The organism is Orbus hercynius, from assembly GCF_003634275.1.
GTDB lineage: Bacteria > Pseudomonadota > Gammaproteobacteria > Enterobacterales > Orbaceae > Orbus > Orbus hercynius.
Genome location: NZ_RBWY01000001.1, coordinates 1,027,882 through 1,053,552, shown reverse-complemented (window position 1 = coordinate 1,053,552; position 25,671 = coordinate 1,027,882). Strand labels below are relative to the sequence as shown.

The 25,671-nt window shown below is 36.5% G+C and carries 26 protein-coding genes and 1 pseudogene; 17 read left to right on the top strand and 10 right to left on the bottom strand.

What is annotated here, in order from left to right; all coding sequences use genetic code 11:
* Window positions 1-189: 189 nt before the first annotated feature.
* The 7 genes and pseudogenes from citX to DES39_RS04785 form a co-directional block, all read right to left on the bottom strand.
* Window positions 190-735, bottom strand: coding sequence for a citrate lyase holo-[acyl-carrier protein] synthase (gene citX / locus DES39_RS04815; protein WP_121144603.1), 546 nt, complete (start codon window positions 733-735; stop codon window positions 190-192).
* An 80-nt stretch (window positions 736-815) separates the two neighbouring features.
* Window positions 816-2,336, bottom strand: coding sequence for a citrate lyase subunit alpha (citF, locus tag DES39_RS04810; RefSeq protein WP_121144602.1), 1,521 nt, complete (start codon window positions 2,334-2,336; stop codon window positions 816-818).
* 18 nt (window positions 2,337-2,354) lie between these two features.
* Window positions 2,355-3,236 carry a citrate (pro-3S)-lyase subunit beta gene (gene citE / locus DES39_RS04805; protein WP_121144601.1) on the bottom strand — a complete coding sequence of 294 codons (882 nt, stop codon included), beginning with the start codon at window positions 3,234-3,236 and terminating at the stop codon, window positions 2,355-2,357.
* Complete coding sequence (citD, locus tag DES39_RS04800; protein ID WP_121144600.1) at window positions 3,233-3,520, bottom strand: citrate lyase acyl carrier protein; 288 nt, start codon at window positions 3,518-3,520, stop codon at window positions 3,233-3,235. The genes citE and citD overlap by 4 nt, the downstream gene beginning before the upstream one ends.
* Before the next feature lie 10 nt (window positions 3,521-3,530).
* Window positions 3,531-4,565, bottom strand: coding sequence for a [citrate (pro-3S)-lyase] ligase (gene citC / locus DES39_RS04795; protein ID WP_121144599.1), 1,035 nt, complete (start codon window positions 4,563-4,565; stop codon window positions 3,531-3,533).
* 3 nt (window positions 4,566-4,568) lie between these two features.
* The gene (locus DES39_RS04790) at window positions 4,569-5,408 is read right to left on the bottom strand and encodes a fumarylacetoacetate hydrolase family protein (RefSeq protein WP_121144598.1); all 840 of its coding nucleotides are present in this window, start codon (window positions 5,406-5,408) and stop codon (window positions 4,569-4,571) included.
* A gap of 86 nt (window positions 5,409-5,494) precedes the next feature.
* Window positions 5,495-6,784, bottom strand: a pseudogene (locus tag DES39_RS04785) (2-hydroxycarboxylate transporter family protein); the annotation flags it as partial.
* A 262-nt stretch (window positions 6,785-7,046) separates the two neighbouring features.
* Between DES39_RS04785 and DES39_RS04780 the strand changes: the two are divergent.
* Entirely contained in the window at window positions 7,047-8,669 is a 1,623-nt protein-coding gene (locus DES39_RS04780) for an ATP-binding protein (protein WP_121144596.1), read from the top strand.
* 24 nt (window positions 8,670-8,693) lie between these two features.
* Entirely contained in the window at window positions 8,694-9,383 is a 690-nt protein-coding gene (locus DES39_RS04775; RefSeq protein WP_121144595.1) for a response regulator, read from the top strand.
* Between the two features lie 4 nt (window positions 9,384-9,387).
* Here DES39_RS04775 and citG read toward each other — a convergent pair whose 3' ends face one another.
* The gene (gene citG, locus DES39_RS04770; protein ID WP_121144594.1) at window positions 9,388-10,299 is read right to left on the bottom strand and encodes a triphosphoribosyl-dephospho-CoA synthase CitG; all 912 of its coding nucleotides are present in this window, start codon (window positions 10,297-10,299) and stop codon (window positions 9,388-9,390) included.
* Between the two features lie 99 nt (window positions 10,300-10,398).
* On the bottom strand, window positions 10,399-11,004 hold the full coding sequence (gene ribA, locus DES39_RS04765; RefSeq protein WP_121144593.1) for a GTP cyclohydrolase II: 606 nt from the start codon (window positions 11,002-11,004) through the stop codon (window positions 10,399-10,401).
* 231 nt (window positions 11,005-11,235) lie between these two features.
* On the opposite strand from ribA, the gene pgpB reads away from it, so the two are divergent.
* The 12 genes from pgpB (at window position 11,236) to rfbA (ending at window position 21,752) form a co-directional block, all read left to right on the top strand.
* Window positions 11,236-11,955, top strand: a complete 720-nt coding sequence (gene pgpB, locus DES39_RS04760) for a phosphatidylglycerophosphatase B (RefSeq protein WP_121144592.1) — start codon at window positions 11,236-11,238, stop codon at window positions 11,953-11,955.
* Between the two features lie 93 nt (window positions 11,956-12,048).
* Window positions 12,049-12,369: a LapA family protein gene (locus tag DES39_RS04755; protein ID WP_121144591.1), complete on the top strand. Its 321-nt coding sequence runs from the start codon at window positions 12,049-12,051 to the stop codon at window positions 12,367-12,369.
* Window positions 12,370-12,376: 7 nt separating this feature from the next.
* Window positions 12,377-13,552, top strand: a complete 1,176-nt coding sequence (lapB, locus tag DES39_RS04750; RefSeq protein ID WP_121144590.1) for a lipopolysaccharide assembly protein LapB — start codon at window positions 12,377-12,379, stop codon at window positions 13,550-13,552.
* Between the two features lie 106 nt (window positions 13,553-13,658).
* Window positions 13,659-14,429, top strand: coding sequence for a YchF/TatD family DNA exonuclease (locus DES39_RS04745; protein WP_121144589.1), 771 nt, complete (start codon window positions 13,659-13,661; stop codon window positions 14,427-14,429).
* A gap of 54 nt (window positions 14,430-14,483) precedes the next feature.
* Window positions 14,484-14,831 carry an HIT domain-containing protein gene (locus DES39_RS04740; RefSeq protein WP_121144588.1) on the top strand — a complete coding sequence of 116 codons (348 nt, stop codon included), beginning with the start codon at window positions 14,484-14,486 and terminating at the stop codon, window positions 14,829-14,831.
* Window positions 14,832-14,854: 23 nt separating this feature from the next.
* Window positions 14,855-15,439 carry a hypothetical protein gene (locus DES39_RS04735; RefSeq protein ID WP_121144587.1) on the top strand — a complete coding sequence of 195 codons (585 nt, stop codon included), beginning with the start codon at window positions 14,855-14,857 and terminating at the stop codon, window positions 15,437-15,439.
* Window positions 15,440-15,449: 10 nt separating this feature from the next.
* Entirely contained in the window at window positions 15,450-16,469 is a 1,020-nt protein-coding gene (gene nagZ, locus DES39_RS04730; RefSeq protein ID WP_121144586.1) for a beta-N-acetylhexosaminidase, read from the top strand.
* A gap of 10 nt (window positions 16,470-16,479) precedes the next feature.
* Complete coding sequence (locus DES39_RS04725) at window positions 16,480-17,763, top strand: sigma 54-interacting transcriptional regulator (protein WP_121144585.1); 1,284 nt, start codon at window positions 16,480-16,482, stop codon at window positions 17,761-17,763.
* 15 nt (window positions 17,764-17,778) lie between these two features.
* Window positions 17,779-18,855 (top strand): glycosyltransferase family 9 protein, encoded by a 1,077-nt coding sequence (locus DES39_RS04720; RefSeq protein ID WP_121144584.1) that lies wholly within the window; start codon window positions 17,779-17,781, stop codon window positions 18,853-18,855.
* A 10-nt stretch (window positions 18,856-18,865) separates the two neighbouring features.
* Window positions 18,866-19,777, top strand: coding sequence for a glycosyltransferase family 9 protein (locus DES39_RS04715; RefSeq protein ID WP_121144583.1), 912 nt, complete (start codon window positions 18,866-18,868; stop codon window positions 19,775-19,777).
* Between the two features lie 16 nt (window positions 19,778-19,793).
* On the top strand, window positions 19,794-20,858 hold the full coding sequence (gene rfbB, locus DES39_RS04710; protein ID WP_121144582.1) for a dTDP-glucose 4,6-dehydratase: 1,065 nt from the start codon (window positions 19,794-19,796) through the stop codon (window positions 20,856-20,858).
* Between the two features lie 18 nt (window positions 20,859-20,876).
* A complete protein-coding gene (rfbA, locus tag DES39_RS04705) occupies window positions 20,877-21,752 on the top strand; it encodes a glucose-1-phosphate thymidylyltransferase RfbA (protein ID WP_121144581.1) in 876 nt (291 codons plus the stop codon).
* A gap of 98 nt (window positions 21,753-21,850) precedes the next feature.
* On the opposite strand, the gene DES39_RS04700 is transcribed toward rfbA, so the two are convergent.
* Window positions 21,851-22,801, bottom strand: a complete 951-nt coding sequence (locus tag DES39_RS04700; protein ID WP_121144580.1) for a glycosyltransferase family 8 protein — start codon at window positions 22,799-22,801, stop codon at window positions 21,851-21,853.
* A gap of 141 nt (window positions 22,802-22,942) precedes the next feature.
* Here DES39_RS04700 and DES39_RS04695 point away from each other — a divergent pair, with 141 nt between their 5' ends.
* Genes DES39_RS04695 through DES39_RS04685 form a run of 3 tightly spaced genes read left to right on the top strand, consistent with a single transcriptional unit; the run spans window position 22,943 to window position 25,660 of the window.
* Window positions 22,943-24,028: a DegT/DnrJ/EryC1/StrS family aminotransferase gene (locus tag DES39_RS04695; protein WP_121144579.1), complete on the top strand. Its 1,086-nt coding sequence runs from the start codon at window positions 22,943-22,945 to the stop codon at window positions 24,026-24,028.
* A 29-nt stretch (window positions 24,029-24,057) separates the two neighbouring features.
* Window positions 24,058-24,639, top strand: coding sequence for an acyltransferase (locus tag DES39_RS04690; RefSeq protein WP_121144578.1), 582 nt, complete (start codon window positions 24,058-24,060; stop codon window positions 24,637-24,639).
* Entirely contained in the window at window positions 24,629-25,660 is a 1,032-nt protein-coding gene (locus tag DES39_RS04685; RefSeq protein ID WP_121144577.1) for a glycosyltransferase, read from the top strand. Before DES39_RS04690 ends, DES39_RS04685 begins: the two co-directional genes overlap by 11 nt.
* Window positions 25,661-25,671: the final 11 nt, after the last annotated feature.

Below are 25,671 nucleotides of genomic sequence, written 5' to 3'. Positions count from 1 at the left end.
CGATAAAAGTATTGATACGCATACAATACTCATTTAGCCCATTACTTGGACAACGATCATTAAATTGCGCTAATCCAAGTTAAATAACTCGTATACAAATTCTTTATACGATGATGGCTCATTGTTTACTTAGTGAGAGTTTGATCAAAGATGAAATAAAGCACAGTAATAATGGCAATTCCTTGCCACTTAAGCGCGATAACCGTGTTGTGTGGCAAGGGTCATGATTGTTTGGTTGAGCTCATCAAGGGAATGCGTACGTGCTCGGCCACAGATTTTAGCATTATTATCACAAATCAGGCACTGGCGAGGCGGGTAACCAAGCTGGGTTCTTGAAATACTCGTTAATGTAGCCGGCGATAACACATCAATATCCCAAAGACGGCCTAAAGGATGCTGCTGTTCTAGATCAATACACGCTTGTTTTAAGCTCAATTCTGGCATATCTAAGACAAAAAAACCTTCAGAGCCAGTTGCTTGAATGTGTTCAATCGTTTTAAGGCAGGTAATGTGATGCTGTTGGTAATATTGAATAATTTGCTGCTGAGCTTGCCGGAATAAAAATAGGGCGCAGCCATTTAGTTTAACGGCACCGGGTAGCGTAATCGTTAAGGAGATTAGCGGTAACCGATATTGTTTTAGTAAGCGATGTTGTAAAGCAACGCGCTTTTCTTTTGCATCTAATAGTTCATGCAGCGTAATAGGGCGGATATCTGGTAAGGTATGATGAGTCATATTAATTCCGTATCAGCATAAAAAAATGATAGGCAGTATGCCTATCATTTTAGGTGTTATTGACCGTAAAGCAATCATTGTTATGCTTTAATTTGTCTAACGACATCAATGACTGAACCATCACGGTAACGGATGACACCAACAATTTTATCGTCAAATTCTAATGGTGTTGGTTCACCAGTTAGATTAATAGCGCGTTGATAAAGTTCATCAATCGTCATTACCGGTAAGCCTGCTGCGGTTAGGCGTTCAGCGATTTCAGGGCGAGCTGGGTTAACGGCAATACCATGGTCGGTCACTAAAACATCAACACTTTCGCCAGGCGTAATGATTGTGGTCACTTTATTAATCACGGTTGGAATTCGGCTACGGATTAATGGTGCAACAATAATGGTTAAATTGGCACTCGCGGCGGTATCACAGTGCCCCCCTGAAGCGCCGCGCATAATGCCATCAGAACCGGTTAATACGTTAACATTAAAATTCAAATCGATTTCAAGTGCACTTAAAATCACCACATCAAGTTGATCACAGCAAGCTGCTTTTGAAGCCGGGTTGGCATAGACATTGGTTGAGATCTCGATATGATTTGGATTTTTAGCTAATGAATCACCTGCAGCATTATCAAAGCTTTGCGTATCAAGTAAGGTTTTGATTAGGCCTTTTTCATGCAAATCAACAATACTTTGCGTGATGCCCCCTAAAGCAAAACTCGCGGTGATATTTTGCGCTACCATTTTATCTTCTAAAAAACGGGTTGCGGCGGTTGATGATGCCCCTGAGCCTGTTTGAATTGAGAAACCATCTTTAAAATAGCCAGAGTGCTCAATGACGCTTGCCGCATATTTGGCAATCATTAATTCACGTGGATTACTGGTAATACGAGCCGCCCCCACGCTGATTTTAGTTGGGTCACCCACTTCATCGACTTTGACAATATAATCAGCTTGATCTTGCTTAATGCTCGCTGGATGATTGGGGAACGCCACAATATTTTCAGCCAGTAATACCACTTTTTTCGCATATTGCGCATCAACCATGGCATAACCTAGTGAACCACAGCGTGATGTGCCTGATACGCCATTGGCATTACCAAACTCATCGCTGGTTGAGACCGCTAAAAAGGCGATATCAATATTAATTTCACCTGATTGGATTAATTTAACGCGTCCACCATGTGAATGGATATGTACCGGATTTTTCATTAAACCATGAGAAATCGCTTCGGCTAATTTACCACGCATACCAGAGGTATAAATTTGGGTAATGACGCCTGATTTAATATGTTCAATCAGTGGTGTATTGCACGATAACAATGAACTCGATGCTAACGTGAGATCTTTGATGCCCATTTTGGCAATAATATCCATTACTAAGTTGATAATTTTATCCCCTTCACGAAATGCATGGTGAAAGGAGATTGTCATTCCATCACGTAGTTGGCACTGCTTAATGCTATCTTCAATAGATTGACAGAGCTTACGTTCGTGTTTTTGTTTAATATCCGCTAAATAAGGCGTGGTTGTATTGGCGCCAGTAAAAGGGGTTAAGGCACCAAGTTGTGGATATTGTGATGCCAGTATATCAATATGTTTAGTCATGCTATTTATTCCTTATGCTTACCGACGAACACCAGACATTTTGGCTAATTCAATTACCGCTTTGGCGCGAGTAATAATTGGCCCATCGATCATTTTGCCATTGAGCGACACAACGCCCAGACCTTTTTTCTCACCTTCTATCGCTGCGTCTACGATTTCTTGCGCATGGTCGACGTCTTTTTGTGTTGGTGCATAAGCGTTATGCAGTAACTCGATTTGTCTCGGATTAATTAATGATTTGCCATTGAAGCCAAGTTGTTTGATTAATTTTACTTCACGTAAAAAACCTTCATCATCATTAATGTTAGAATAAACCACATCAAATGCGTCAATTTTAGCGACTCTAGCGGCATGTAAAACGGCGCAGCGAGCATAAAATAGTTCGGTACCATCACCGCGCTCTGTCTGCATATCGACTAAATAATCGAAAGCAGCAAGGGCAATGGCTATCATTCGTGGCGTTGATTGGGCGATAGAGACCGCATTAACCACACCAGCGGCAGATTCAATCGCGGCAATAATCTTAGTTGAACCGACTTTACGTCCAATTTCGTTTTCAATTCGTTCAATATGCGCTTCTAATTGATGAACATCTTCAGCACTGTGGGTCATTGGCAAACGCACTACATCAACACCAGCACGAACAACGGCTTCTACGTCATCAAGGCCAAATGGAGTATCTAATGCATTAATTCTTACAACCGTTTCGATACCCATTTTTTGATAGATACCCAGTTTTAATGTCTGTACGACAAGTAAGCGAGCAGAGTCTTTTTCTTTAATGGAGACCGCATCTTCAAGATCGAACATAATAGAGTCAGGTTGATAGACAAATGATGTTGATAACATTGCGGCATTTGAACCCGGTAAAAATAACATACTGCGTCTTAATTTTTTCATAGTAATTGGCTCCACTGTGCTTTTTCTGCTGCCGCTCTTGATATTGCAATTTGCACTCTTGCTGTAATGACGCAATCTAAGGCGCCTTTATCATCAATAATGATAAGACCTTGCTTAACCTCTAAACGGGCTAAGGTATCTTCAACGACTTGGCGAATTTGTTGGCCAAATTGTTTATTCACATCACTATTGATGACAATTTCTAACCTATCATGAGGCTCGACTTTGACCAGCAAATCACTGGATTCCAATGTGCCAGCTAAAGCACTTTTAATTATTTTCATAAATATTCACCTATTTATCTTCAATCACATAATGTTGTTGGAGGTATGACCATGTCGATTTCGGCACTAAGTCATAGACCTCTTGATAACGCTTTTGTGCGAGTAATGCTCTCACGCGTGATGCTGAAATCACATCATTGCTGGCAGTGACTCTGGGTATCTCAATCACTTTGATTATCGGCGCTGTTGATAACGCCTTTTGTTCGAGCCAATACGGCATTGCTTGATTGTAAGCATTGGTTAATTCACTGCGCGGCTCAGTCCCAACAAAGCGGACACTAATGGTTAACGCAGGGGCAATATATTCTCTAAATAGTAACAAATCGATGGCCATATACGTTTGTTCAATCAGGGTTTGATCTTTAAGAAAATATGACGGAAATGTGGCTTTTGAAACCATATACTCAGAACCCAGAAAAACGGAGACATTGCCTAAGTGACTCACACCTTGTTTGACAAGTTGATGCCTAATTGCCGTTGGAAATAAAGACGCATCTTCTTCAACAACAAAAATATAAAGCCAATCAACGGTTTTTGCTGCCAGCTCCACCAAATAAAGGTGTCCACGTGTAAATGGATTGGCATTCATGACGATGGCACCGCATGTGCCGACTTTTTTATGCTGAGCGAGTTTTTGGCAGTAATGGTTAATACCCACGGGGGTATTTTCCATTAAGGTTACCGTCTCGTCTATTTTGACGAGAGGATAAAAGCCACAACTTTTAAAAAATGGCACATTGTCTGGTTTGGTATAGAGAAAAAGATGATGCTGATTTTTTTCGTCAGCTAAATCAATCACTGTATTGATAAGTTTTAGTGTGAGCTGACTGCCTTGATAATCGGGATGCACAGCAACACACTTAATAATGTTATGATCAAGTCCAGCACAAGCAACAATTTGTTGTTCTACATAACCAACAACAAAGTCATTAACATGGTTATCTAAACTCAGATCAACCAATGCTAAAAGATGTTTGATTGCGTTTAAAACAGACTCATCTTTTTGTAATGAGACGGTTTTAAATGATATTGATTTATCTTGCATAATTTATTCAGCTACAATGGTATTAATTAAATGACCAATTTTTTCAATTTCAACTTCAATAACATCGCCAGGTTTCATAAATAGTGGTGGTGTGCGTTTTTTACCAACGCCGCCAGGTGAGCCTGTTAAAATGACATCGCCAGGTGAAAGTTGAGTAAAGGTACTGATGTAAGAGACAATATCTTCGACTTTATGCACCATGTTGCCTAACACGTCGTTTTGTACCATTTGTTTATTTAAATAAGTACGGATAGATAGGGCGTCAAAATCATCAATTTCGTCTTGCGTGGTTAAGCAAGGCCCTAACGCGCCAGTTTTTGGCCAGTTTTTACCTGCAGTAAACCAAGTATGTTGCCAGTCACGTACCGAGCCATCCATATAACAGCTGTAGCCGGCGATGTAGTTTGGTGCCTCTTGTTTTGAAACTTTGAAACACGGTTTACCAATAATAATGGCGAGCTCACCTTCATAGTCGAACTCTTCAGTAATACTTGGTTTAAGTACCGGAGATAAGTGACCGACTTGGGTGTCAGCAAAGCGAACAAATAGTGTAACAGCTTGATCTTGTGCATCAAACTCTTTGCGTTTATCTGCATAATTCATACCCGCACAAATAATTTTATTTGGATTAGGAATGACAGGTAAGTAAGTAACATAACGAGGATCAACGGTTGCTGGTGTTTGGTTAAGTGTTTTAACGTGTGCTAAGCCAGCTGGGCAACTGATTAGAGATTTAAGATCAGGATAGCGATCGCCCATTAGTGATTTTAGGTCAATAATACCGTTAGTGGTTAAGATGCCGTAACTTGGATTATTTGCTAAAAGATAACTAATAAATTTCATATAATGCCTTTGTATCTGATATGCTAACGCAGCGTCCTTGCGGTTAATGGTGCGTTAGCATAGTGTGTTATTGTCAAGATTAAGAGTTAGACTAGGAAGTTGCCTAAAATCAATAGTGAAACTGAAACATTGATTGCGCCACCAATTCGCGTTGCGATTTGTGCAAATGGCATTAATTCCATTCTTTCTGCTGCAGTTAAGATTGCAACGTCACCAGTACCACCTTGACCACTTTGGCAACAAGAGATAACGGCTGCATCAATTGGGTACATACCGAGTTTTTTCGCTACAAAGAAACCTGTTGCAACAAGTGAAACCACTGTACAAACGATAACGATGATGTTGACAATCGTAAATGCTTCAACAATTCTGTGCCAAGGTGTAATTGCAACACCGACCGCAAATAGAATTGGATACGTTACTGAGGTTTGAAAGAATTTGTAAACGACTTGTGAGCCACCAAGAATTTTGGGTGATACACCATGCGTTAGTTTAACAATAACCGCAGCAAATAGCATACCAACTGGCGCGGGTAAACCAACTAATTTATGGCCAATCATACCAACCATGTAAAGCATTGCGGCAAGTAACACACCCGATGCAAATACGGTTACGTCGTTAGTGAGTTCAGCTTTTTCTTTTGTTGCTGATGTCTCTTCTTTGCCATCTGACGGCATAAGTTTGCCATTACCAGTTAAGTGTGGATACATTTTACCTAAGCGGTTAAGTACGCCACCACAGACAATACCGGTTAATCCACCAAGCATCACAATTGGTAATACGCGACCTAACGCATCGCCTTGGTCCATACCTAAAATTGCTGCATAACCGATTGATAATGGAATCGCACCTTCACCAACACCACCAGCCATAATCGGCAGTACTAAGAAGAAGAATGTTTCGAAAGGAGAAAGACCTAATAATACGCCCATGCCCACACCAACTATCATGCCGACGATTTCGCCACAAGCCATTGGTACGAAAATACGCAAAAAGCCTTGAATTAAAGTGCGGCGATCCATACTCATGATGCTACCGACGATAATACAGCAGATATATAAGTAAAGAATATGCGTATCTTTATAGAATTTTGTTGTTGCTTCAACGATTGGCGCTGGTAACCAACCATAATAGACTAAAGCTGACGGAATAAAGGTTGCACAAATTGCAGCTGCGCCCATTTTTCCAACGATAGGTAAGCGTTTACCAAATTCACCACATAAGAAACCAAAGAAAGCACAAGTCACGACCATAACAACGATGTCAGATGGTAGTTTTCCTGTGTAATAAACTTCTGCAAAAATAAGGATGCCGGCGATAATAAAAAGCGGCAATGGAATTACACCGATTTTATAGTTATCTAACCATCCCCACCATCCCGTCGGCCAGAATTTATTTTTTTGCCCGTCTGGACTGGATTTTTCTGCATTAACAGTTTTACTCATTATATTCCCCAATATTTCAGTTATTAATTTGGTGTGTATGATAATGAATTAAAATTTAAATTTTTGTGATATATCTCATTGTTTTCAGGTGGTTTTAATGGTTTTAATGTCTCTTTCGGTTTTAATTTATGATAATATGCAACTCGTATAAGAATTATCGAATTGAGTTAAAATAATTATCCAAAGCAGACCTATGAATGTAAAAATAAGAATCAATAAAATCAATTTTTTGTTCGCTCAAAAATTATTTATTGCATTATCAATTCTCTTCGCCCTTTCAATTTTTATTATGCAACGTTACCTTGATAATATTATCGAAATGAATTTATATAAAAATTTAGGCGAAAGAGCACAAATCCAAGCAAAAGAGTTAGCGGCAATTCCTGCTTTAGCGATTGCGGTTGCTAATCGTGATCTCGATGGCATTAATCAGCTCATTAGCCGTATTCATAAACAAAGTGATGCGAGCTATATTGTGATTGGCGATCAGCATGCTAATCGCTTGTTTCATACCCGAGATGCCCCTCTTAATGTGCCAATGGTAGGGGATGATAATCATGAAGTGTTAAAAGGGAAAAGCATTATCGTGATTAGTGAGGGTTCTTTAGGCGAATCGTTACGCGGAAAGGCGCCAATTCTTGATAAGCAAGGTCAAGTCATTGGGATTGTTTCCGTCGGATATATGCTTGATAAAATAGAAGAATTACATAAAGTACAGTCTTATCCATTTATTATTTTCTGTATTATTTTGTTTATTACACTGTTTATTTTTTCTTATATTTTTTCCTATTTAATTAAGAAACAGATGTTTAATCTTGAACCGAAGGAAATTTCATTATTAGTTAGAATGCAAAGTGCGATTATGGAGTCGATTAATGAGGGATTAATCGCCATCGATCTTGATTATAACATTACCCATATTAATCAGTTTGCCCGTCAATTTTTAAATATTCCGGCACATGTTGATATGGTAAATGGCTCTAGCTTGTTTTTGTATATTGCAAAGCCGAATGATTTATTACAAAACCATGATTGTTTAGCTGAAGATATTTACGATCGTATCAGCCACTTTAATGATGAAGCGGTTATTGCCAGTCGTATTCGATTAATTTTTAATGATCGTTTGCAAGGCTGGGTCATTACGTTTCGTAATATGAATGAGATAAATTTACTCAGTAAGCGTCTTTCTCAAGTTCAGCAATATGCGGATAATTTACGTGCTTTACGGCATGAACATCAAAATTGGCTAGCAACGTTACTTGGTTTGCTCTATATGAAGCGTTATGAAGAAGCGAAAACGTTCATTACTCGTCAATCAACACAAAATCAGCAACATCTTGATTTTATTAATGAAAAAATCAAAGTGCCCACTATCGCTGGTTTATTGATAGGTAAGCTGAGTAAAGCTAATGAAATGGGACTTGAGCTGCAATTTGATCCGATGTGTCAACTCAATCAGGTGCCGAATAAAATTACTGAAACGGAGTTCATGTCGATTATTGCCAACTTACTAGATAATGCGTTTACCGCCAGTTTAGCGCAGTATCAAAAATCAGCTAGCAAAGATAAAAAAGTGATTTATCTCTATCTAAATGATGCAACAGATGAATATGTGATTGAAGTCACTGATGAGGGCACACAAATCGATGAGGAGATAAAATCATCAATTTTTAAGTTAGGCGTAACGACTAAAAGTAAGGGTGATGGCGTGGGGTTATACCTTGTTAAAACTTATACAGAAAAAGCTAACGGTTACATTGAGGTTAGCAATAATGAGCCACAAGGTACGATTTTCTCCATTTTTATCCCCAAATAAAGACAGAATAAGAGGTAGGGAAACATGAATATTGATATTAATGCCTTAATTGTTGAAGATGAACCGATTTTGGCAGAAGTCAATGCAGAATTTGTACAACGCAATACCAATATCAAAGTAGTTGGTATTGCTTCAACGCTGCATGATGCAAAAATCATGCTAGAAAAATTTAACCCGCAATTAGTTTTGTTAGATAACTATTTGCCTGATGGGCAGGGGATTGAGCTATTTGATTATATTGTGAAAAAGCAATTATCTACATATATTATTTTTATTACCGCAGCGAGTGATATGGATACCTGTAGCCATGCAATTCGTCACGGTGCTTTTGATTACTTAATTAAGCCCGTTTCTTATGAGCGGATAACCTATTCATTAAATAAATTCAAATTATTTTTATTGCGTCAATCCTCACCTAAAAATTTAAGCCAGCGCCAAATTGACGAGCTATTTAATTTACAGATTAAGGATTTTGTTGAGACACAAAAAAATACTAAAGGTATTGATGCGTTGACCTTACAGCGTATTCAGTCATTATTTATTCATACCTCTGACGCTTTAACGGTTGAAGATGTGGTGAGTAAAGCACAAATTAGTAAAACAACCGTCAGGCGTTATCTTGAATATTGTGTGCAAACACATTTTCTAAAAGTTGAAATTCAATATGGTAAGATTGGTCGCCCTGAGCGCTATTACAAGCATATTGCTATCTGATGTATTACTGATGATAGTGAGATAAAAACCACGTGACAGCAATAAGATCAGCCGTGCCGCCAGGGCTTAGGTTTTTCTCGATTAACACTTGATCAAATTGCTGTAGTTTAACGTTGGCTTGTGCGATTAATGCGCCACCTTCTTCAAGTAGCAATTGAGCATGCTGCTTGACTAAATTCAGCCCATCAAGCCCGCCACGTGACACAATATTAGTATCATCATTATAAGCGAGTAAAGATAGCATTGCTTGTAGCAAGCATTGCGCTTCACTATAACCTTGTTGAAGGCTGGCTAAATAACTCGGTAGGGCAATTTTTGTCACTAATGTATAACCGCTTTCTGCCTCGCCCCTCGCTCCGGTTAGTCCGTATTGTTGATATAACCGTTCACCCATTGTTTGGCCTTGATTATCACTCAGCTCTCGCGCAACCATACCTTGGCACAAGGTACTAATTTGTGCGCAAATCGTTTGGTCATTAATCGTTTTATCTAACGCGTGTAGCCGGCCTAATGATGATAAGAGTAGTCCAAAAGCAAAAATGGCGCCTTTATGAGTATTCACGCCATTAGTTGCTAGAAACATCGCTTTTTCACAGGATATGCCAAGTGGTCTTATATTGGTTAAAAACGATTGATTATCATCATGTGCGGTTTGTATACCATATTGGTAAAACTGATCAAAGTAAGGCGTAATTGCGTAAATACTACGTAGGAAGGTTAATAAATCCATATCCTTATGTGAACCACTATTGGCCTGATCGACTAATCCCGGTTTTGGGGTGAGATCAACTTCGGTTAGTAATGCTGCTTGCGCAAGTTTTGCGGCAGATGAGTGTAATTGATGCTGCTGCAAAGCAAGGCTTTGGCGCAGTTGAAGTATAACATTACTAGTCGTATTTAAGTTATTATGTGTCATGAGGTTAGGTCAGGCTTTATTTAAAATAAGTGGTTGATTTTTGCAGCTTTGTCAGTGCTACTATTTATAGAGTAAAAACGCCTTTTACAGACGCCTTAATTATTTATCAACCGGGTGTAAATGCAGTATATGACCCATTTTTTGCATTTTGGTTTGTAAATAGTGCTCATTATTAGGATTTTCACCGACTTCAAGTGGAATTCGCTCAGCAATATTGATTCCGGCTTCTTCTAACACATGTATTTTTTTCGGATTATTGGTTAAGAGTTTGATTGATTTAACGCCGAGTAACGCTAACATGTCAGCGCAAAGGGTAAAATCCCGCTCATCGGCAGCAAAGCCCAATTTGTGATTCGCTTCAACAGTATCTAACCCTTGATCTTGCAGCGCATACGCTCTGATTTTATTTAATAAACCAATATTACGGCCTTCTTGACGGTGATAAATCAATATTCCGGTTTTGTTTTCGGCAATGTGTTTTAATGCTGCTTCTAATTGGAATCCACAGTCACAACGTAAACTAAATAAGGCGTCACCGGTCAAACACTCAGAATGGACTCGAGTTAAAATCGGTTTATCTTGAGTAATATCCCCCATGACTAGCGCAACGTGGTCCTTGCCTGTTGCGAGTTCTTCAAAACCAATCATGGTAAATACTCCCCAAGGAGTTGGAAGATTTGCTTGTGCTATACGTTTTAATTGCATGGAGAACTCCATTTCATTTAATATTAATCGACTAGTGATAATTATATACTCAAATAAAGTGAAGTGGCAGAGGCAATTATAATTAAGGTATCAATATGCAACTAACTTTATTACATCAAGTTGAATTATTAGAGTATTTTAGTGATATTTTTGTAAAAAATAATACGGGATAAACCAACTATGCTATGATGTAAAATCATTTTCTTGTTAGTGGTTTTTATAAAACAAACAATGTTATCTATCATAAAAAAAACACTTATTACTCTTGCGATTTTTTTAATTACACCTATTACTATTATTGCAATTAATTGGCAATGGCAGCCAGAAACCTTAAACAGTACTTCAAAATACCTGTTTTGGATCACTGAAACAGCTGGTGTGCCATGGGCCTTATTAAGCTGTGTATTTTTTGCTCTCTTATTTGCATTATGCTTAAAACTTAAATCTCCAAAACAGTTAGCTAAATTACTGATTATTCTTGTCGTTGCAATGCTATTAGGACAAGCGATTAAATCGGTTGTAAAAACGTATACTGCTGATTCTAGGCCTTTTGTATTATGGATTGAATCAAAATATAATGTGGATGATGAATATTTTTACTCATTAAGCCGTAGTGATCGGCGTGAAATTCTTAAACAATATATTGCCCATTCGCCAGAGATACCAAAATGGCTTTATCAGCATTGGCGCAGTGAAACGGGTTATACATTTCCATCTGGTCATGCACTTTTTGCGGCGACTTGGGCCTTTCTTGCCTTAACATTGTTAAATTTTAAGCGATATCAAACGATAATTTGTATCATTATAGCTTGGGCAGTATTAATTGAAATGAGCCGTATTGTGCTAGGAATGCACCGGCCGATCGATGTTATTGTCGGGTCAATTATCGCTTGGTTCATTGCGATGTTATCTTATTATCTAGCAAAGCGTTGGCAACTGATAAAAGAATAACACAATACAATACCTCTTTAATTCGCTTTAGTATATAATTAACCAATACTAGCCAGTGTGTATTAAAACTGGATGATTTAGAAGGAAGAACTAATGAAATTTGTCATACTTTTTTTAGTGTTGATTGTCATTTTTGCTATCTCGATAACCCTTGGCGCGAATAATAATCAGCCAGTAGTATTTAATTATCTTTTGGCGCAAACACAGTTACGTCTATCAACATTATTGGCAATTTTGTTTGGTACTGGGTTCGTTTTAGGGTGGCTATTAACGGGTATCTTTTTTGTCAAAGTCAAATTTAAACTTTCTTCGGCTCAGCGAAAATTAAGAAAATTGCAAAAAATGTATGATGACGAAATCGCTGCTCGCCAACGGACTGAGCTAACAACTTTACCGCTTACGGAAAATAAATAGTCAATATATGTTTGAACTTCTGTTTTTGTTATTGCCAATAGCTGCTTCCTATGGATGGTATATGGGAGGGCGCAGTGCAAAACAAAAATATCGAAATGAATCCAATCGTCTATCACGTGAATATGTTGATGGATTAAACTTTCTACTTTCAAATCAAAGGGATAAAGCAGTTGATCTGTTTCTTGATATGCTTAAAGAGGATTCAGGAACGCTCGAAGCGCATTTAACCCTCGGCAATTTGTTTCGTTCTCGTGGTGAGGTTGATCGGGCAATTCGTATTCATCAAGCATTGATGGAAAGCTCATCATTAACATTTGAACAACGATTGTTAGCCATTCAGCAACTTGGACGTGATTACATGACCGCTGGTTTTTTTGATCGTGCCGAGCAAATGTTTTTACAGCTTATTGATGAAGATGATTTTCAACAATATGCGTTGCAACAACTTATTATTGTTTATCAATCAACAAGTGACTGGAATAAAGCCATTTCTGTTGCTGTAAAATTAGTCAAATTAGGTCAAACTAAATATAATAAAGATATTGCGCAATTTTATTGTGAGTTAGCAGCGCTGTCGATTGCTGCTGATGATTTAAATAAATCGCTATTTTATTTACAACGTTCCCTCTCGGCTGATAATAACTGCGCGAGAACATCACTCATGTTTGGGCGAGTTTTAATGGCGCAAGGTAATTATCCTAAAGCGGTTCAATATTTAAAACAAATTTTAACCCAAGATAAAGCATTTATTGGTGAAGCCTTGCCATTCCTGCAAGAGTGCTATCAGAATTTATCTCAAGAAGATGATTTTAAACAGTTTTTGAAGCAATGTGTTGAGGTGGATTCAGGCAGTGTGGCTGAATTAATGCTCGCAAGTATGATTGAAAAACAAACCGGTCGAGATGCAGCACAGTACTATATTTATCGAGAACTGGTCAAACATCCAAATTTGAAAGGTTTTTACCGTTTAATGGATTACCATCTTGCTGATGCAGAAGAAGGACGCGCCAAAGAGAGCTTGTTACTCTTGCGTAATATGGTAGGTGAACAAATTAAAGCGATTCCTAATTATCGCTGTGAACGATGTGGTTTTACCGTCAATTCGATTTATTGGTTGTGCCCTGCGTGTCGTTCATGGGCAACGATTAAACCGATTCGTGATTTTGATCAACATGTAACTTAGTTCGGTGTTGTCATTATGCATTTTTATCAATTAGATGTCAGATCACATGCTTTACATTCAGTGATAGATAAATCTAATATTTACATTAATACAAAGAGCTTATGAGATGTTTTTAGTTGATTCACACTGTCATTTAGACAGTTTAAATTATGATAATCAAAGTCTTAAAGATGTGCTTGCAAAAGCAAATGAGCATGCAGTGAAGCATTGCTTAAGTGTAGCAACAACCTTATCGGGTTATCAGTCGATGCGAACATGGCTCGCGCCTTATTTTGGGCAAATTTCGTTGTCATGTGGTGTTCATCCGCTCAATTTACAAGATGAGACGTTTGATTTGGATTTATTTAAGAATCTGGCTCAGGACGAACACGTTGTTGCGCTGGGCGAAACGGGACTGGATTATTATTATCAACAAGATCATATTCAAGTTCAGCAAGCCGCATTTGCCGCACATATTCGATTAGGGCGCGAATTACAAAAACCCGTTATCGTACATACCAGACAAGCCAAAGACGATACATTGGCGATCTTGAAAGATGAAAACGTCCATTCAGGCGTGCTGCACTGCTTTACTGAAGATCTCGATACAGCTAAAAAACTGCTAGATTTAGGCTTATATATTTCATTCTCCGGTATTGTGACATTTAAAAATGCGGAAAGTATACGAGAAGTTGCCCGTTTTGTGCCACTCGATCGGTTACTTATTGAAACTGACTCACCGTATTTAGCGCCTGTTCCTTATCGAGGTAAAGAGAATCAGCCGGCTCATGTCCGTCAGGTTGCTGAATATTTAGCGGTTTTAAAGCAGCAGCCCGTTGAGATAATTGCAGAAAAAACAACTGAAAATTTTTGCCATTTATTTGGTGTAAGATTGTGATAATATATTTTGATATTGTTGTCATGAGATAGGCATAATACTAAGGAATATCCTATGGTTCAGGAAACTATTTTCAGTAAAATTATTCGTCACGAAATTCCCACCGACATTATTTATCAAGATGATTTAGTAACGGCATTTCGTGATATTTCACCTCAAGCACCAACGCACATTTTAATTGTACCTAACAAACAGATCGCAACAGTAAATGATGTGACGGCGGCTGATGAGCAAGCGCTTGGGCATTTATTTGTGGTTGCGGCTCAAATTGCTAAACAAGAAGGTATTGATGAAAATGGTTATCGACTGATTATCAATTGTAATAAAGATGCGGGGCAAGAGGTCTTCCATCTGCATATGCACTTATTGGGTGGTAAGAATTTAGGTCAATTAGTCAATTAATTTATTGGTTGTTAAGGGGATTTATGAAACAAGCTTGGCAGACGGGTTTAATGGTGATGCTAATGCTAGTATTAAGTGCATGTCATTTAATACCTCACACTAAATCAATATTACCTACTGAGGAAGATAAACGCACGAGCCTTATTAACACGCCCCCTAAAATTTCGACGATCGATTGGAAAGCCGTTATTACGCCATTGATTGATGAATTACTTGAAACGATGGTAGTGAGTGATAATAACACAATGCTAATAAGTGATATTAACAATAATAGTAATCAATATGTTTCATCAACAACGCTTAATAACATTATTGTTAATACGTTTCGTCAGCAGTCTATTTTTAATGTGATTGATCCAAACACAATAATTGAAACTAAATTGCATTTAGGTATCACGAATGATGATGGTTTAGTTTCACGTAGCAAAATGATAGGTCTTGCAAGGCAAGTCAAAGCCGATTATGTACTATTTACAACGATTAAAACAGTGCCTGAATTACCCAATGAACAAGCTAATGTTGAGATGGAATTACTGTTAACAAAAACCGGTGAAATTGTATGGCAATTTTCATCTGATCAGTTGGTCAATGACCAGAATATAAAATAGAGAGAGTATTATGGGTCCATTGATGATTGATATTCCAGGCTTAACACTGAGTGATGATGACCGAAAGCTGTTACAACACAATGCCGTTGCTGGTGTGATTTTATTTAGCCGTAACTATCAAGACCCAATACAATTGTATGATTTGATGCAGCAAATTAGGTCAGCATCATCACAGCGTTTACTCATCACCGTTGATCATGAGGGGGGCCGCGTTCAGCGCTTTAAACAAGGCTTTACACTTATTCCACCAGCGCAAGCTTATGCCAAATTACGTCCAATCGATGAGGCTAAGCGGCTTGCATTTGATGCGGGGTGGGTGCTGGCGATGGAGCTGATGGCATTTGATATTGATTTAAGTTTTGCGCCGGTTTTAGATCTCGGGCATAGTTGTCTTGCGATAGGCTCGAGATCGTTTCATCAAGATCGCCATATCGCACTTCAAGTTGCTGGCGCGATGATTGATGGTATGCATGATGCTGGTATGAAAACAACCGGTAAACATTTTCCAGGTCATGGTGCAGTATTAGCTGATTCCCATAAAGAATCACCGATTGATAATCGATCTCAGTTATTAATCAACGATGATATGCAGATTTTTGCAGATCTTATCAAAATGGGTAAACTTGATGCGGTTATGCCTGCTCATGTTATTTATCCCGTATTTGATGATAAGCCCGCTAGTGGTTCCCCTCTTTGGTTACAAACAATACTTAAACAAAAACTGCAGTTTGATGGTGTCATTTTTTCTGATGACCTTTCGATGGAAGGCGCTGCATTTATGGGTGATTATGCTCAGCGTGCAAATATGGCATTTAATGCGGGATGCGATATTTTGTTAGCGTGTAATAATCGGTCGGCAACGTTTACAATTTTAGATAGTTTAGGCCACGTAACAAGTGATAAACCTAATACGCTATTAGCGACAAACTGTATTGACTATCCGACTTTAATTAAAAGTGATCAATGGCGACAACGTCATCGTAATCTCTGTAAATTAAATGAAGAGTGGCAAAATTCTTTATATCAATAGCTAGGATATCATGACAACTCATCATTATTCACCCGTCGCCATCATCGAGATTGATCTTGATGGAGTTTTATTAGCGGTTAATCAAGCGGCTATCACGCTATTATCATTACCTGATGCTTTATTGCAACGCACCAAGCAAGCTCACTATCAATTTGATTATTATAGGGCACTGAATTTAGATCCAAATCTGCCAATTTCTCAGTTAGAAAGCACCACAATTGTACTTAAGCAGCAATACTACTTTCTACAAATTTTTGATGATATTGAGCGATTAGTCTTCGTAATTCAGCCTATTGGCTATCTTAAGAATCGATTATCAAAAAAAGGCATAGCTAATCAGCAAGCGTTTAACGTATTTTGTACCAATAGCGCGGCGATGCAAAAACTGATTAAACAAGCTAAAGCGTTTTCTAAACAGAAAGAGCCGTTATTAATTTCCGGTTCGACCGGAACAGGCAAAGATTTACTGGCACTGGCGTGTCATCAATATAGTCCACGGGGCGATCAAGTCTTTCTGGGCTTAAACTGTGCGGCAATGCCCGATGAAGTGGTGGAAAGTGAGTTATATGGTCACGCGCCCGGTGCTTACCCTGGTGCGACTGAGGGTAAAAGAGGCTTTTTTGAACAAGCGAACGGCGGATCGGTGTTATTAGATGGTATTGATGAAATGTCATTTAGAATGCAGACTAAGTTATTGCGGTTTATTAATGATGGTTCGTTTCGCCGTGTTGGTGATGATAATGAAGTCAGCGTTGATGTGCGCGTGATTTGTGCGACTAAAGCCGATCTCTTTTTACTGGTAAAACAAGGTAAGTTTCGTGAAGATCTCTATTATCGATTAAATGTCTTACCACTGCACGTGCCCTTATTGCATGAGCGCAGTGAGGATATTATTGATTTGGCTCATTATTTTATTAACGAATTTGCTAATAAACAGGGAATTAACTCACCTGTTCTAACCTTAGATGCTCAGTTGGTTTTACTGAGTTATGATTGGCCTGGCAATGTCAGAGAATTAAAAAATACGCTATATTCCGCGTTAGCTCAGCTAAATGGCCAGGAGATCACGGCAAGCGATATTACACTGCCGCGTTCTCAATCTGCTAAGTCATATGTACTGAGTGATGAGATGGAAGGGAAAACATTAGATGAAATGACTAAGCAATTTGAAAAAACAGTATTAAGTCATTTGTATCAAACCCATCCAAGTTCTCGCAAACTCTCTAAGCGGCTTGGTATTTCACATACCGCCGTTGCAAATAAATTAAGGGAATATGGGATTGGTAAAACTTAATAAATTGAGTATGAAATGAAAAGATTTCATCGAAAAATTAAATCTTATTTAAGAAATATTCGTCTCTTTTTAGGCCGATTCATTTTAGATAAAAAACCGTCACGAAAATGGGATCCCGCTTTATTAGCAACCAGTAAAATTTTATTTATTCGCCATGATGGCAAAATAGGTGATTTTATCGTGTCATCGTTTGTTTATCGTGAGATAAAAAAACAGTATCCGAATATCCATATTGGGATCGTGAGTGCTTGTGAAACACAGGATCTTTTTAAAACAGACCCTCATATTGATTCGTTGTATATTACTCCTCAGCGAGCACTATTGCCATTTTGGTTAATTGCTCGAAAAATAGCGAAAGAAAATTATGATATTGTGGTTGATCTGACTGATTTTTTACGTAACCGTGATATTGTCTTAATCCGCTATGTGAATGCGGCGATTAATATTGGTTATAATCAAACAGAATTAAAGTTATTTAATCGTAATATTCAAGCTAATAATGAACATATTACGCTTGATTATGAAAGTGCGATGATGATATTAGGGTTACAAAAAATGGACCGGCATTACTCATTCCCTAATATTCCTATTACAGAAGAATTACTGACATTTTGCCAGCAGTACTTATCAAAAGCGTATATCGCAATTAATTTTTTTGGTGCGGCAAATCATAAGAAATTCTCAACTGAACAACAAATAAAGTGGTTAACCAGATTAAATTTGGTTTATCCCGATAAGATTATCTTAATTCTCACTTACCCTAAAGTGACTAACGAGCTCAAACCCTTATTAATAAACGATAAATATGTTATGTATGAAGGGACGCAAACTATTTTTGATTCAATTGAATTAATTAAACATGCATCGATGGTGATTAGCCCTGATACTTCAATTATTCATGCCGCATCAGCACTGAATAGACCGATTATTGCATTTTATATGTCCAGTAATCCACAAAATCCATATCGCAAATGGTTACCAATGAACGCACAAAATGCTATGATCTATTATTATGAAAACAATATTAATGAAATAGATATTGCTACAGTCAAATTACCTGTAATACAAGGCGATCTGGATTTAAATAGTTAAGGAGCTATTTTTGAATATTTTATTTTTCTCTAATGATGGTAAGCTTGGCGATGGTGTGTTGCATACGGCTTTAGTAAAAGGAATTAAACAGCAATATCCTGATGCTAAAATTTACTGTACAACAGCTGGTTCGACGACCGATTTTTGGCAGCGAGATTGCCGTATTGAGGAATCTTGGGATTTTTGGAAACCATCTTTTTGGCAAGCGATTAAGTTAGGTCTGACTGTTCGTAAAAAGAAGCTAGATTATATTATTTCATGGAATCCTATCAAAAATGAAAAGCTAAAAATTTTTTGTTGGCTTGCAAATCCAAAATTTGGTACAAAAGTTTTTGTTGTTAAACCCGATGAGCATGCTTCAATAAAAGAAAAACGCGTACTTGAAATGTTGGGGTGTGAGAATTCCAATATATCTTATGACATTGCGCCTTCATCTAAAATGGCATCATATCAATGGCAGAAAAATAGCCTATTTTTCAATATTTTTGCGAGTATTGAGAGTAGGACGATAAACGTTGATGATGCCGTTATCATACTTAATTTATTGATGGAAAGATTGCCTGATACGCCTGTTTATATGGCTTATTATGCGGATAAAAAAGCAGTTATCGATGAAATTATTAATAAAACTGTTAATAAAAATATCGTAGCAGTCGACAGCTCTGATGGTATGGAAAAGCTATTTTCATTATGTTCTAGTGTGGATGTTATTATTTCTCCCGATACGGCTATCGTGCATATTGCATCAGCCTATAATAAGCCCACTATCGCGTTATTTGAGAGAAACAATTCATTATTACAGACTAACTGGGCCCCAACAAGTGATCGTTATTCAATTATTGATTTTTTTGCTAATGAAAGTGATAAGAATATAATTTTTGAAACAATAGCCGATTTAGCGGTTAGTTATATGACAAAATAATGAGTAAGGTAAAGATATGAAAATACTTGTTACTGGCGGAGCTGGCTTTATTGGCTCTGCTTTAGTTCGACATATCATCGAGCATACTCATGATGAGGTGTTAGTGGTTGATAAATTAACCTATGCGGGTAATCTTGAATCTTTAGCACCGGTTTCTGGCAGTGAGCGTTATCAGTTTGCTCAGGTTGATATCTGCGATCGAATTGCACTCGATCATCTCTTCACCGCTTTCAAGCCTGGTGCTGTGATGCATTTGGCGGCAGAAAGCCATGTAGATCGTTCTATTGATGGGCCATCAGCATTTATTGAAACCAATATTATTGGGACTTATCAGTTATTAGAAAGCGCACGCCATTATTGGTCACAATTTGGCAGTGGTTTAAATAATCAATTTAGATTTCATCATATTTCGACAGATGAAGTCTATGGCGATCTTGCTGGCACAACTGATTTATTTACTGAAACAACCGCATATGCTCCGAGTAGTCCTTATTCGGCGTCGAAAGCATCAAGTGATCATTTAGTGAGAGCATGGCATCGAACGTATGGTTTACCTACCATTATTACTAACTGTTCTAATAATTATGGTCCTTATCATTTTCCAGAAAAACTGATTCCTTTAGTTATCCTTAATGCATTAGAAGGCAAGTCGCTGCCGGTTTACGGTAATGGTAGCCAAATCCGAGATTGGCTTTATGTTGAAGATCATGCTAGAGCGCTTTATCAGGTTATTACTAAAGGGAAAATTGGTGAAACCTATAATATTGGCGGTCATAATGAGCGCAAGAATATTGATGTTGTGCAGACCATTTGCCAACTACTCGATGAATTAGTAACTAATAAACCTAATCATATCACGAGTTTTGCTGATTTGATTACTTATGTAGCCGATAGGCCCGGTCATGATAAGCGTTATGCTATTGATGCAACTAAGATAGCAACAGAATTAGGTTGGTTGCCTCAAGAGACATTTGCAAGCGGGATACGTAAAACGGTTGAATGGTATTTGAGTCACCAAAATTGGTGTAACAATATTAAAGATGGCTCTTATGCAAGACAACGAATTGGCTTAACCCAATAACATATTAAAGGATTTATAATGAAAGGTATTGTGCTTGCCGGTGGGTCTGGAACACGTTTATATCCGATTACCCAAGGTGTTTCAAAACAATTATTGCCAATTTATGATAAGCCGATGGTTTACTATCCTATTTCCGTGTTAATGTTGGCTGGAATTTCAGAGATACTCATTATCACGACACCAGAGGACCACGCGGCTTTTAAACGATTGCTTGGTAATGGTGAGCGATTTGGTATTCATTTATCGTATGCAATACAAGATAAACCAAATGGAATTGCTGAAGCGTTTATCATTGCTGAAGATTTTATTGCTAATGAGCCATGTTGTTTAGTTTTGGGAGATAATATCTATTTTGGTCAAAGTTTTAGTCAGCAACTTGCGCGAGCTGTAGCGCAATCTAATGAGTCAGCGACGATATTTTGTTATCAAGTGAGTGATCCAGAGCGGTTTGGTGTGGTCGATTTTGATGATCAATATAATGCGTTATCGATTGAAGAAAAACCGCAACATCCTAAATCGAGTTGGGCCGTAACTGGGCTTTATTTTTACGATAATCAGGTGGTTAACATTGCTAAAACGCTCAAACCATCGGCGCGAGGAGAGCTTGAAATTAGCGATCTCAATGAGTGTTATTTACAAGCAGGTCGATTAAAAGTTCAAATATTAGGCCGTGGTTTTGCCTGGTTAGATACAGGTACTCATGATAGCTTAATTGAAGCTTCTCAATTTGTTCATACCATTGAAAATAGACAAGGAATGAAAGTCGCTTGTTTAGAAGAAATCGCTTATCGCCAAGGTTGGCTATCTACAGAGCAAGTACTGGAACAAGCAAAAATTTTAACTAAGACTAGATACGGACAGTATTTAATCAAATTAGTGCAAAGTAATCATTAGAAAAATTCAGCTGATTGTTTAGATGTATAAAGAATTATTAGCTTATCTAATAAATAATAGCAATTTGATAAGCTAATATTTTAATTAGCTGAAATAATTTATTTTTTTATTAGTTTTTTCAATATATAAATCAATGTATATTTAATTGCTTTTAGTGGGTGTTTTTCTTTAAATTGTTGCTTAGCTAATAATCGATATTTTGATGCTGATTCTTTAGGCCGTTTATCAAGTTTAATCGCATTCCATGGAGATATTTGTTGGTAGTATTGATAAAGCTCTGGAATTGTGTCAGCAAACCATGGCTTTATTGGACCGGCAAAATGAATAAGTACATCATTCTTGTTTAGTGCAGGAACAATTTGATGTTCACAGATGCTTACTATTTTATTGTAGTTGTTAGCGATAATCTTTGTTTGGTTTTTTAAGGCTATATTTAAAGCATCTTGATCTAATAATCTGAATTCTTTACGTCTATTATCTAACAAATCCATCGATTTTTGAGTAATATTATTATTATTCCAAGCATTAGTATCAATAATCATCACGCCAGCATTAAAATATTCACCATAATGAATATCAAATAATGGACATTGTGTTTTTTGTGATTCTTCTTCGTCTTTAGCCGCTAACACAATGTTATCTTCAAAGTTTATTTCAAGCAGCGGTGATAAAGATGAATGGCAAATTATATCAGAATCTAAATAGATGAGTTTTTCTATCTCTGTTAGTATTTGGGGCACGAATATACGTAAACTGGTTGGAATATGATGATCTTTTAACTTATGTTCATTGGCTATAATGCTGGAATCGACATCATAAAAAATAATAGTATTGTTATAATAACTTAATTGTTGAAAATAAGTTTTATTGTTATCCGATACGTCAATCATAAAAAGGTGTATTGAGATGTTAGTATTATTTTTAAGTAATGATGAAACCGTAACACCAGCTTGAAAAGCATATTTATCATTAAAGCATAAGAAAACATTTAATTCGCAACGAGAACTATGTTCATTGATAATTGTTTTATTTTTGATCAGATTTTGCATATTAAGTATCTGCTACCATTTTTGTAGATTATAGCAATTATTACTCTGATTTGGTAGGGTACAAACTATTATTAAATGTGTAGTATTGTATGTTAAGCTAGCTTTAATAAATATAAATTAAATATATTGAGAATGATTGCTATGAATAAAATATTTGTGACGAAAAGTTTTTTACCACCCAAAAATGAATATTTAGAATTTGTTGATAAAATTTGGGACAATGGGCAATTAACCAATCAAGGTATACTGTTACAAGAATTAGAGCAGAAACTTAAAGTTTTCTTGCAAGTTGAAAATTTACATTATGTAACTAATGGTACCATTGCGATACAGCTCGCGTTTAAAGCGTTAGGAATTGAGTCAGGTGAGATCATAACCACCCCATTTTCTTACGTTGCAACAACATCATCCATTTTATGGGAACGTTGTACTCCTATTTTCGTCGATATTGAACCTAATAATTATTGTATAGATCCAGATAAAATAGAAGCTTTAATTAATAAAAAAACAAAAGCAATACTTGCTGTACATGTATTTGGGTATCCATGCAATGTAATAAAAATAGAAGAAATTGCAAAGAAATATAACTTAAAAGTTATTTATGATTCGGCTCATGCTTTCGGTTCTAGCTATTTAGGTAAATCATTATTAAGTTATGGTGATATATCAACTGTTTCTTTTCATGCAACTAAACTATTTCATACAGTAGAAGGGGGGGCATGTATTGTCAATGATAAAAATATTAGTAATAATCTCGATCTAATTAAGCGATTTGGTCATAATGCTGATGAGCATGTTATGTTAGGTATTAATGGTAAACAATCTGAATTTCATGCTGCAATGGGATTGGCTAACTTTCCTTATATTAGTCAGCTCATTAATATTAGAAAGAGAATTAGTGAGCATTATGATGCATTGCTTGATAAGAGACTTATGAATCCATTAAAACATAATGAATTAGAGTATAACTATGCCTATTATCCTGTATTATTCCGTTCAGAATCCGAGTTATTAAATGTATTTACAGCATTAAATAAGCAAATGATTTATCCTCGTAGATATTTCTATCCGAGTTTGAATAAATTACAGTATCTTAAGAATGATATAAAGTGTCCTATTTCTGAAGATATATCATTAAGAATAGCATGCCTTCCTCTATATACTGATCTTACACATGATAACGTAGATTTAATTTGCCAAATTATTAATGGTAATTTATTACACTAGATTATGACAATTTATAGCAGCGTAACTATATGAATCAATTAAATAGCTTTTATTCAATATCAGAGTTAAGTCTTTTAGGATTTAAATCCATAGGTGATAATGTTTTAATTTCTCGAAAAGTATCAATTTATCAGCCTGATAAAATATCGATTGGCAATAATGTTCGGATAGACGATTTTTGTGTACTATCTGGTAACATTTATATCGGTGACTATGTACATATAGCTTGTTTTTGTTGTTTATTTGCAGGAGATGTAGGGATTGACTTGAATGATTTTAGTGGGCTATCTTCCCGAGTTTCTATTTATGCGGTATCTGATGATTATTCTGGACTATTTTTGACAAATCCTACTATACCAACCCAATATAGAAACGTTTTTTCTAAAAAAGTAATTATTAGTAAACATGTTATTGTTGGTGCTGGCGCAATAATTTTGCCTGGCGTGTCTCTGGGTGAAGGAACTGCCGTTGGTGCAATGAGTTTAGTAACTAAAACATTTGAATCTTGGAAAATTATTACAGGTAATCCTGCAAAAATCTTAAAAGAAAGAAAAAATAAATTATTATCCCTAGCAGCTAATTTAGAGATGGAAAAAGATAATGGAAGTTAAATTAACAGTTGCATGTATAACATATAATCATGAAAAGTATATATCACAAACACTAGAAAGCTTTGTTCAACAAAAAACCAATTTTCCTTATGAAATTATTATTTCAGATGATTGCTCAACTGATAGGACTCAAGAAATTATTTCCTCATACGCTGAAAAATATCCTGAACTAATAAAACCAATCTTGAGAAAAAAAAATGTAGGTATTTGGCAAAACTGGATGGAAATGGCTGATAAAATAAAATCTAAATATGTAGCTTTATGTGAAGGCGATGATTATTGGATTGATGAAAATAAGCTACAAAAACAAGTTGACTTTTTAGATAAAAATGAAAATTTTTCAATCATCTTCCATGATGTAAAAATGATATGGGAAAACAATAAATTTCAGGACTCGATTTATCCTGAATCAGATCAGATTTTTCATAAGAAAGAATTATCATTAGAGGATTTATTTAGAGAGAATTTTATTCCGACTGCATCAGTAGTATATCGATGGCGCTTCTGTTCAGAAAATATACATAATTTTTTGCCTAAAGATATTATCCCTATTGATTATTATATTCATCTTTTACATGCAGAAAAGGGTAAAATATATCATATTAATGATGTAATGGGCGTGTATCGTAAGCATGATGAAGGAATTTGGTCAGGATGCTGGGAAAGTTCGCACTGGTATAGAAAAAATACTTTGAATTATATTAACTTTTATTTAGAGTTAGGAAAGCATTTTAATAGAAATTATGAGCGTGAGATTACAGATCTTGTAGAAAAGGCGTTGATTTGCTTTTGTAAAGAAAATGATACCGAATATTTATATAAACTTAAGCATAAATACCCCAAATTGTGCCATGAAATAGTAATTAAGCTGATTAACGAACACAATAGCATAAAAAATAAAGGGAAACTTTATTTTTATAATATATTGAAACATTTCAATACGAAATACGAGATCAAATATCAGAAAGTAAAACATCGTATTAGCGATTTGGATTTTATTGAACGAAGGATTAATTTGTGACATGTTTATAT

What these genes read in the sequence shown, in the direction of transcription:
- ribA (WP_121144593.1), bottom strand. Translation starts at nt 11,004, where the DNA reads ATGCAATTAAAACGTATAGCACAAGCAAATCTTCCAACTCCTTGGGGA.
- citE (WP_121144601.1), bottom strand. Translation starts at nt 3,236, where the DNA reads ATGAAAAAATTAAGACGCAGTATGTTATTTTTACCGGGTTCAAATGCC.
- DES39_RS04755 (WP_121144591.1), top strand. Translation starts at nt 12,049, where the DNA reads ATGAAATTTGTCATACTTTTTTTAGTGTTGATTGTCATTTTTGCTATC.
- DES39_RS04735 (WP_121144587.1), top strand. Translation starts at nt 14,855, where the DNA reads ATGAAACAAGCTTGGCAGACGGGTTTAATGGTGATGCTAATGCTAGTA.
- DES39_RS04740 (WP_121144588.1), top strand. Translation starts at nt 14,484, where the DNA reads ATGGTTCAGGAAACTATTTTCAGTAAAATTATTCGTCACGAAATTCCC.
- DES39_RS04695 (WP_121144579.1), top strand. Translation starts at nt 22,943, where the DNA reads ATGAATAAAATATTTGTGACGAAAAGTTTTTTACCACCCAAAAATGAA.
- DES39_RS04780 (WP_121144596.1), top strand. Translation starts at nt 7,047, where the DNA reads ATGAATGTAAAAATAAGAATCAATAAAATCAATTTTTTGTTCGCTCAA.
- DES39_RS04700 (WP_121144580.1), bottom strand. Translation starts at nt 22,801, where the DNA reads ATGCAAAATCTGATCAAAAATAAAACAATTATCAATGAACATAGTTCT.
- citD (WP_121144600.1), bottom strand. Translation starts at nt 3,520, where the DNA reads ATGAAAATAATTAAAAGTGCTTTAGCTGGCACATTGGAATCCAGTGAT.
- pgpB (WP_121144592.1), top strand. Translation starts at nt 11,236, where the DNA reads ATGTTATCTATCATAAAAAAAACACTTATTACTCTTGCGATTTTTTTA.
- DES39_RS04775 (WP_121144595.1), top strand. Translation starts at nt 8,694, where the DNA reads ATGAATATTGATATTAATGCCTTAATTGTTGAAGATGAACCGATTTTG.
- nagZ (WP_121144586.1), top strand. Translation starts at nt 15,450, where the DNA reads ATGGGTCCATTGATGATTGATATTCCAGGCTTAACACTGAGTGATGAT.
- DES39_RS04690 (WP_121144578.1), top strand. Translation starts at nt 24,058, where the DNA reads ATGAATCAATTAAATAGCTTTTATTCAATATCAGAGTTAAGTCTTTTA.
- citF (WP_121144602.1), bottom strand. Translation starts at nt 2,336, where the DNA reads ATGACTAAACATATTGATATACTGGCATCACAATATCCACAACTTGGT.
- rfbB (WP_121144582.1), top strand. Translation starts at nt 19,794, where the DNA reads ATGAAAATACTTGTTACTGGCGGAGCTGGCTTTATTGGCTCTGCTTTA.
- lapB (WP_121144590.1), top strand. Translation starts at nt 12,377, where the DNA reads ATGTTTGAACTTCTGTTTTTGTTATTGCCAATAGCTGCTTCCTATGGA.
- DES39_RS04725 (WP_121144585.1), top strand. Translation starts at nt 16,480, where the DNA reads ATGACAACTCATCATTATTCACCCGTCGCCATCATCGAGATTGATCTT.
- rfbA (WP_121144581.1), top strand. Translation starts at nt 20,877, where the DNA reads ATGAAAGGTATTGTGCTTGCCGGTGGGTCTGGAACACGTTTATATCCG.
- DES39_RS04790 (WP_121144598.1), bottom strand. Translation starts at nt 5,408, where the DNA reads ATGAAATTTATTAGTTATCTTTTAGCAAATAATCCAAGTTACGGCATC.
- DES39_RS04685 (WP_121144577.1), top strand. Translation starts at nt 24,629, where the DNA reads ATGGAAGTTAAATTAACAGTTGCATGTATAACATATAATCATGAAAAG.
- DES39_RS04745 (WP_121144589.1), top strand. Translation starts at nt 13,659, where the DNA reads ATGTTTTTAGTTGATTCACACTGTCATTTAGACAGTTTAAATTATGAT.
- DES39_RS04720 (WP_121144584.1), top strand. Translation starts at nt 17,779, where the DNA reads ATGAAAAGATTTCATCGAAAAATTAAATCTTATTTAAGAAATATTCGT.
- citX (WP_121144603.1), bottom strand. Translation starts at nt 735, where the DNA reads ATGACTCATCATACCTTACCAGATATCCGCCCTATTACGCTGCATGAA.
- citG (WP_121144594.1), bottom strand. Translation starts at nt 10,299, where the DNA reads ATGACACATAATAACTTAAATACGACTAGTAATGTTATACTTCAACTG.
- citC (WP_121144599.1), bottom strand. Translation starts at nt 4,565, where the DNA reads ATGCAAGATAAATCAATATCATTTAAAACCGTCTCATTACAAAAAGAT.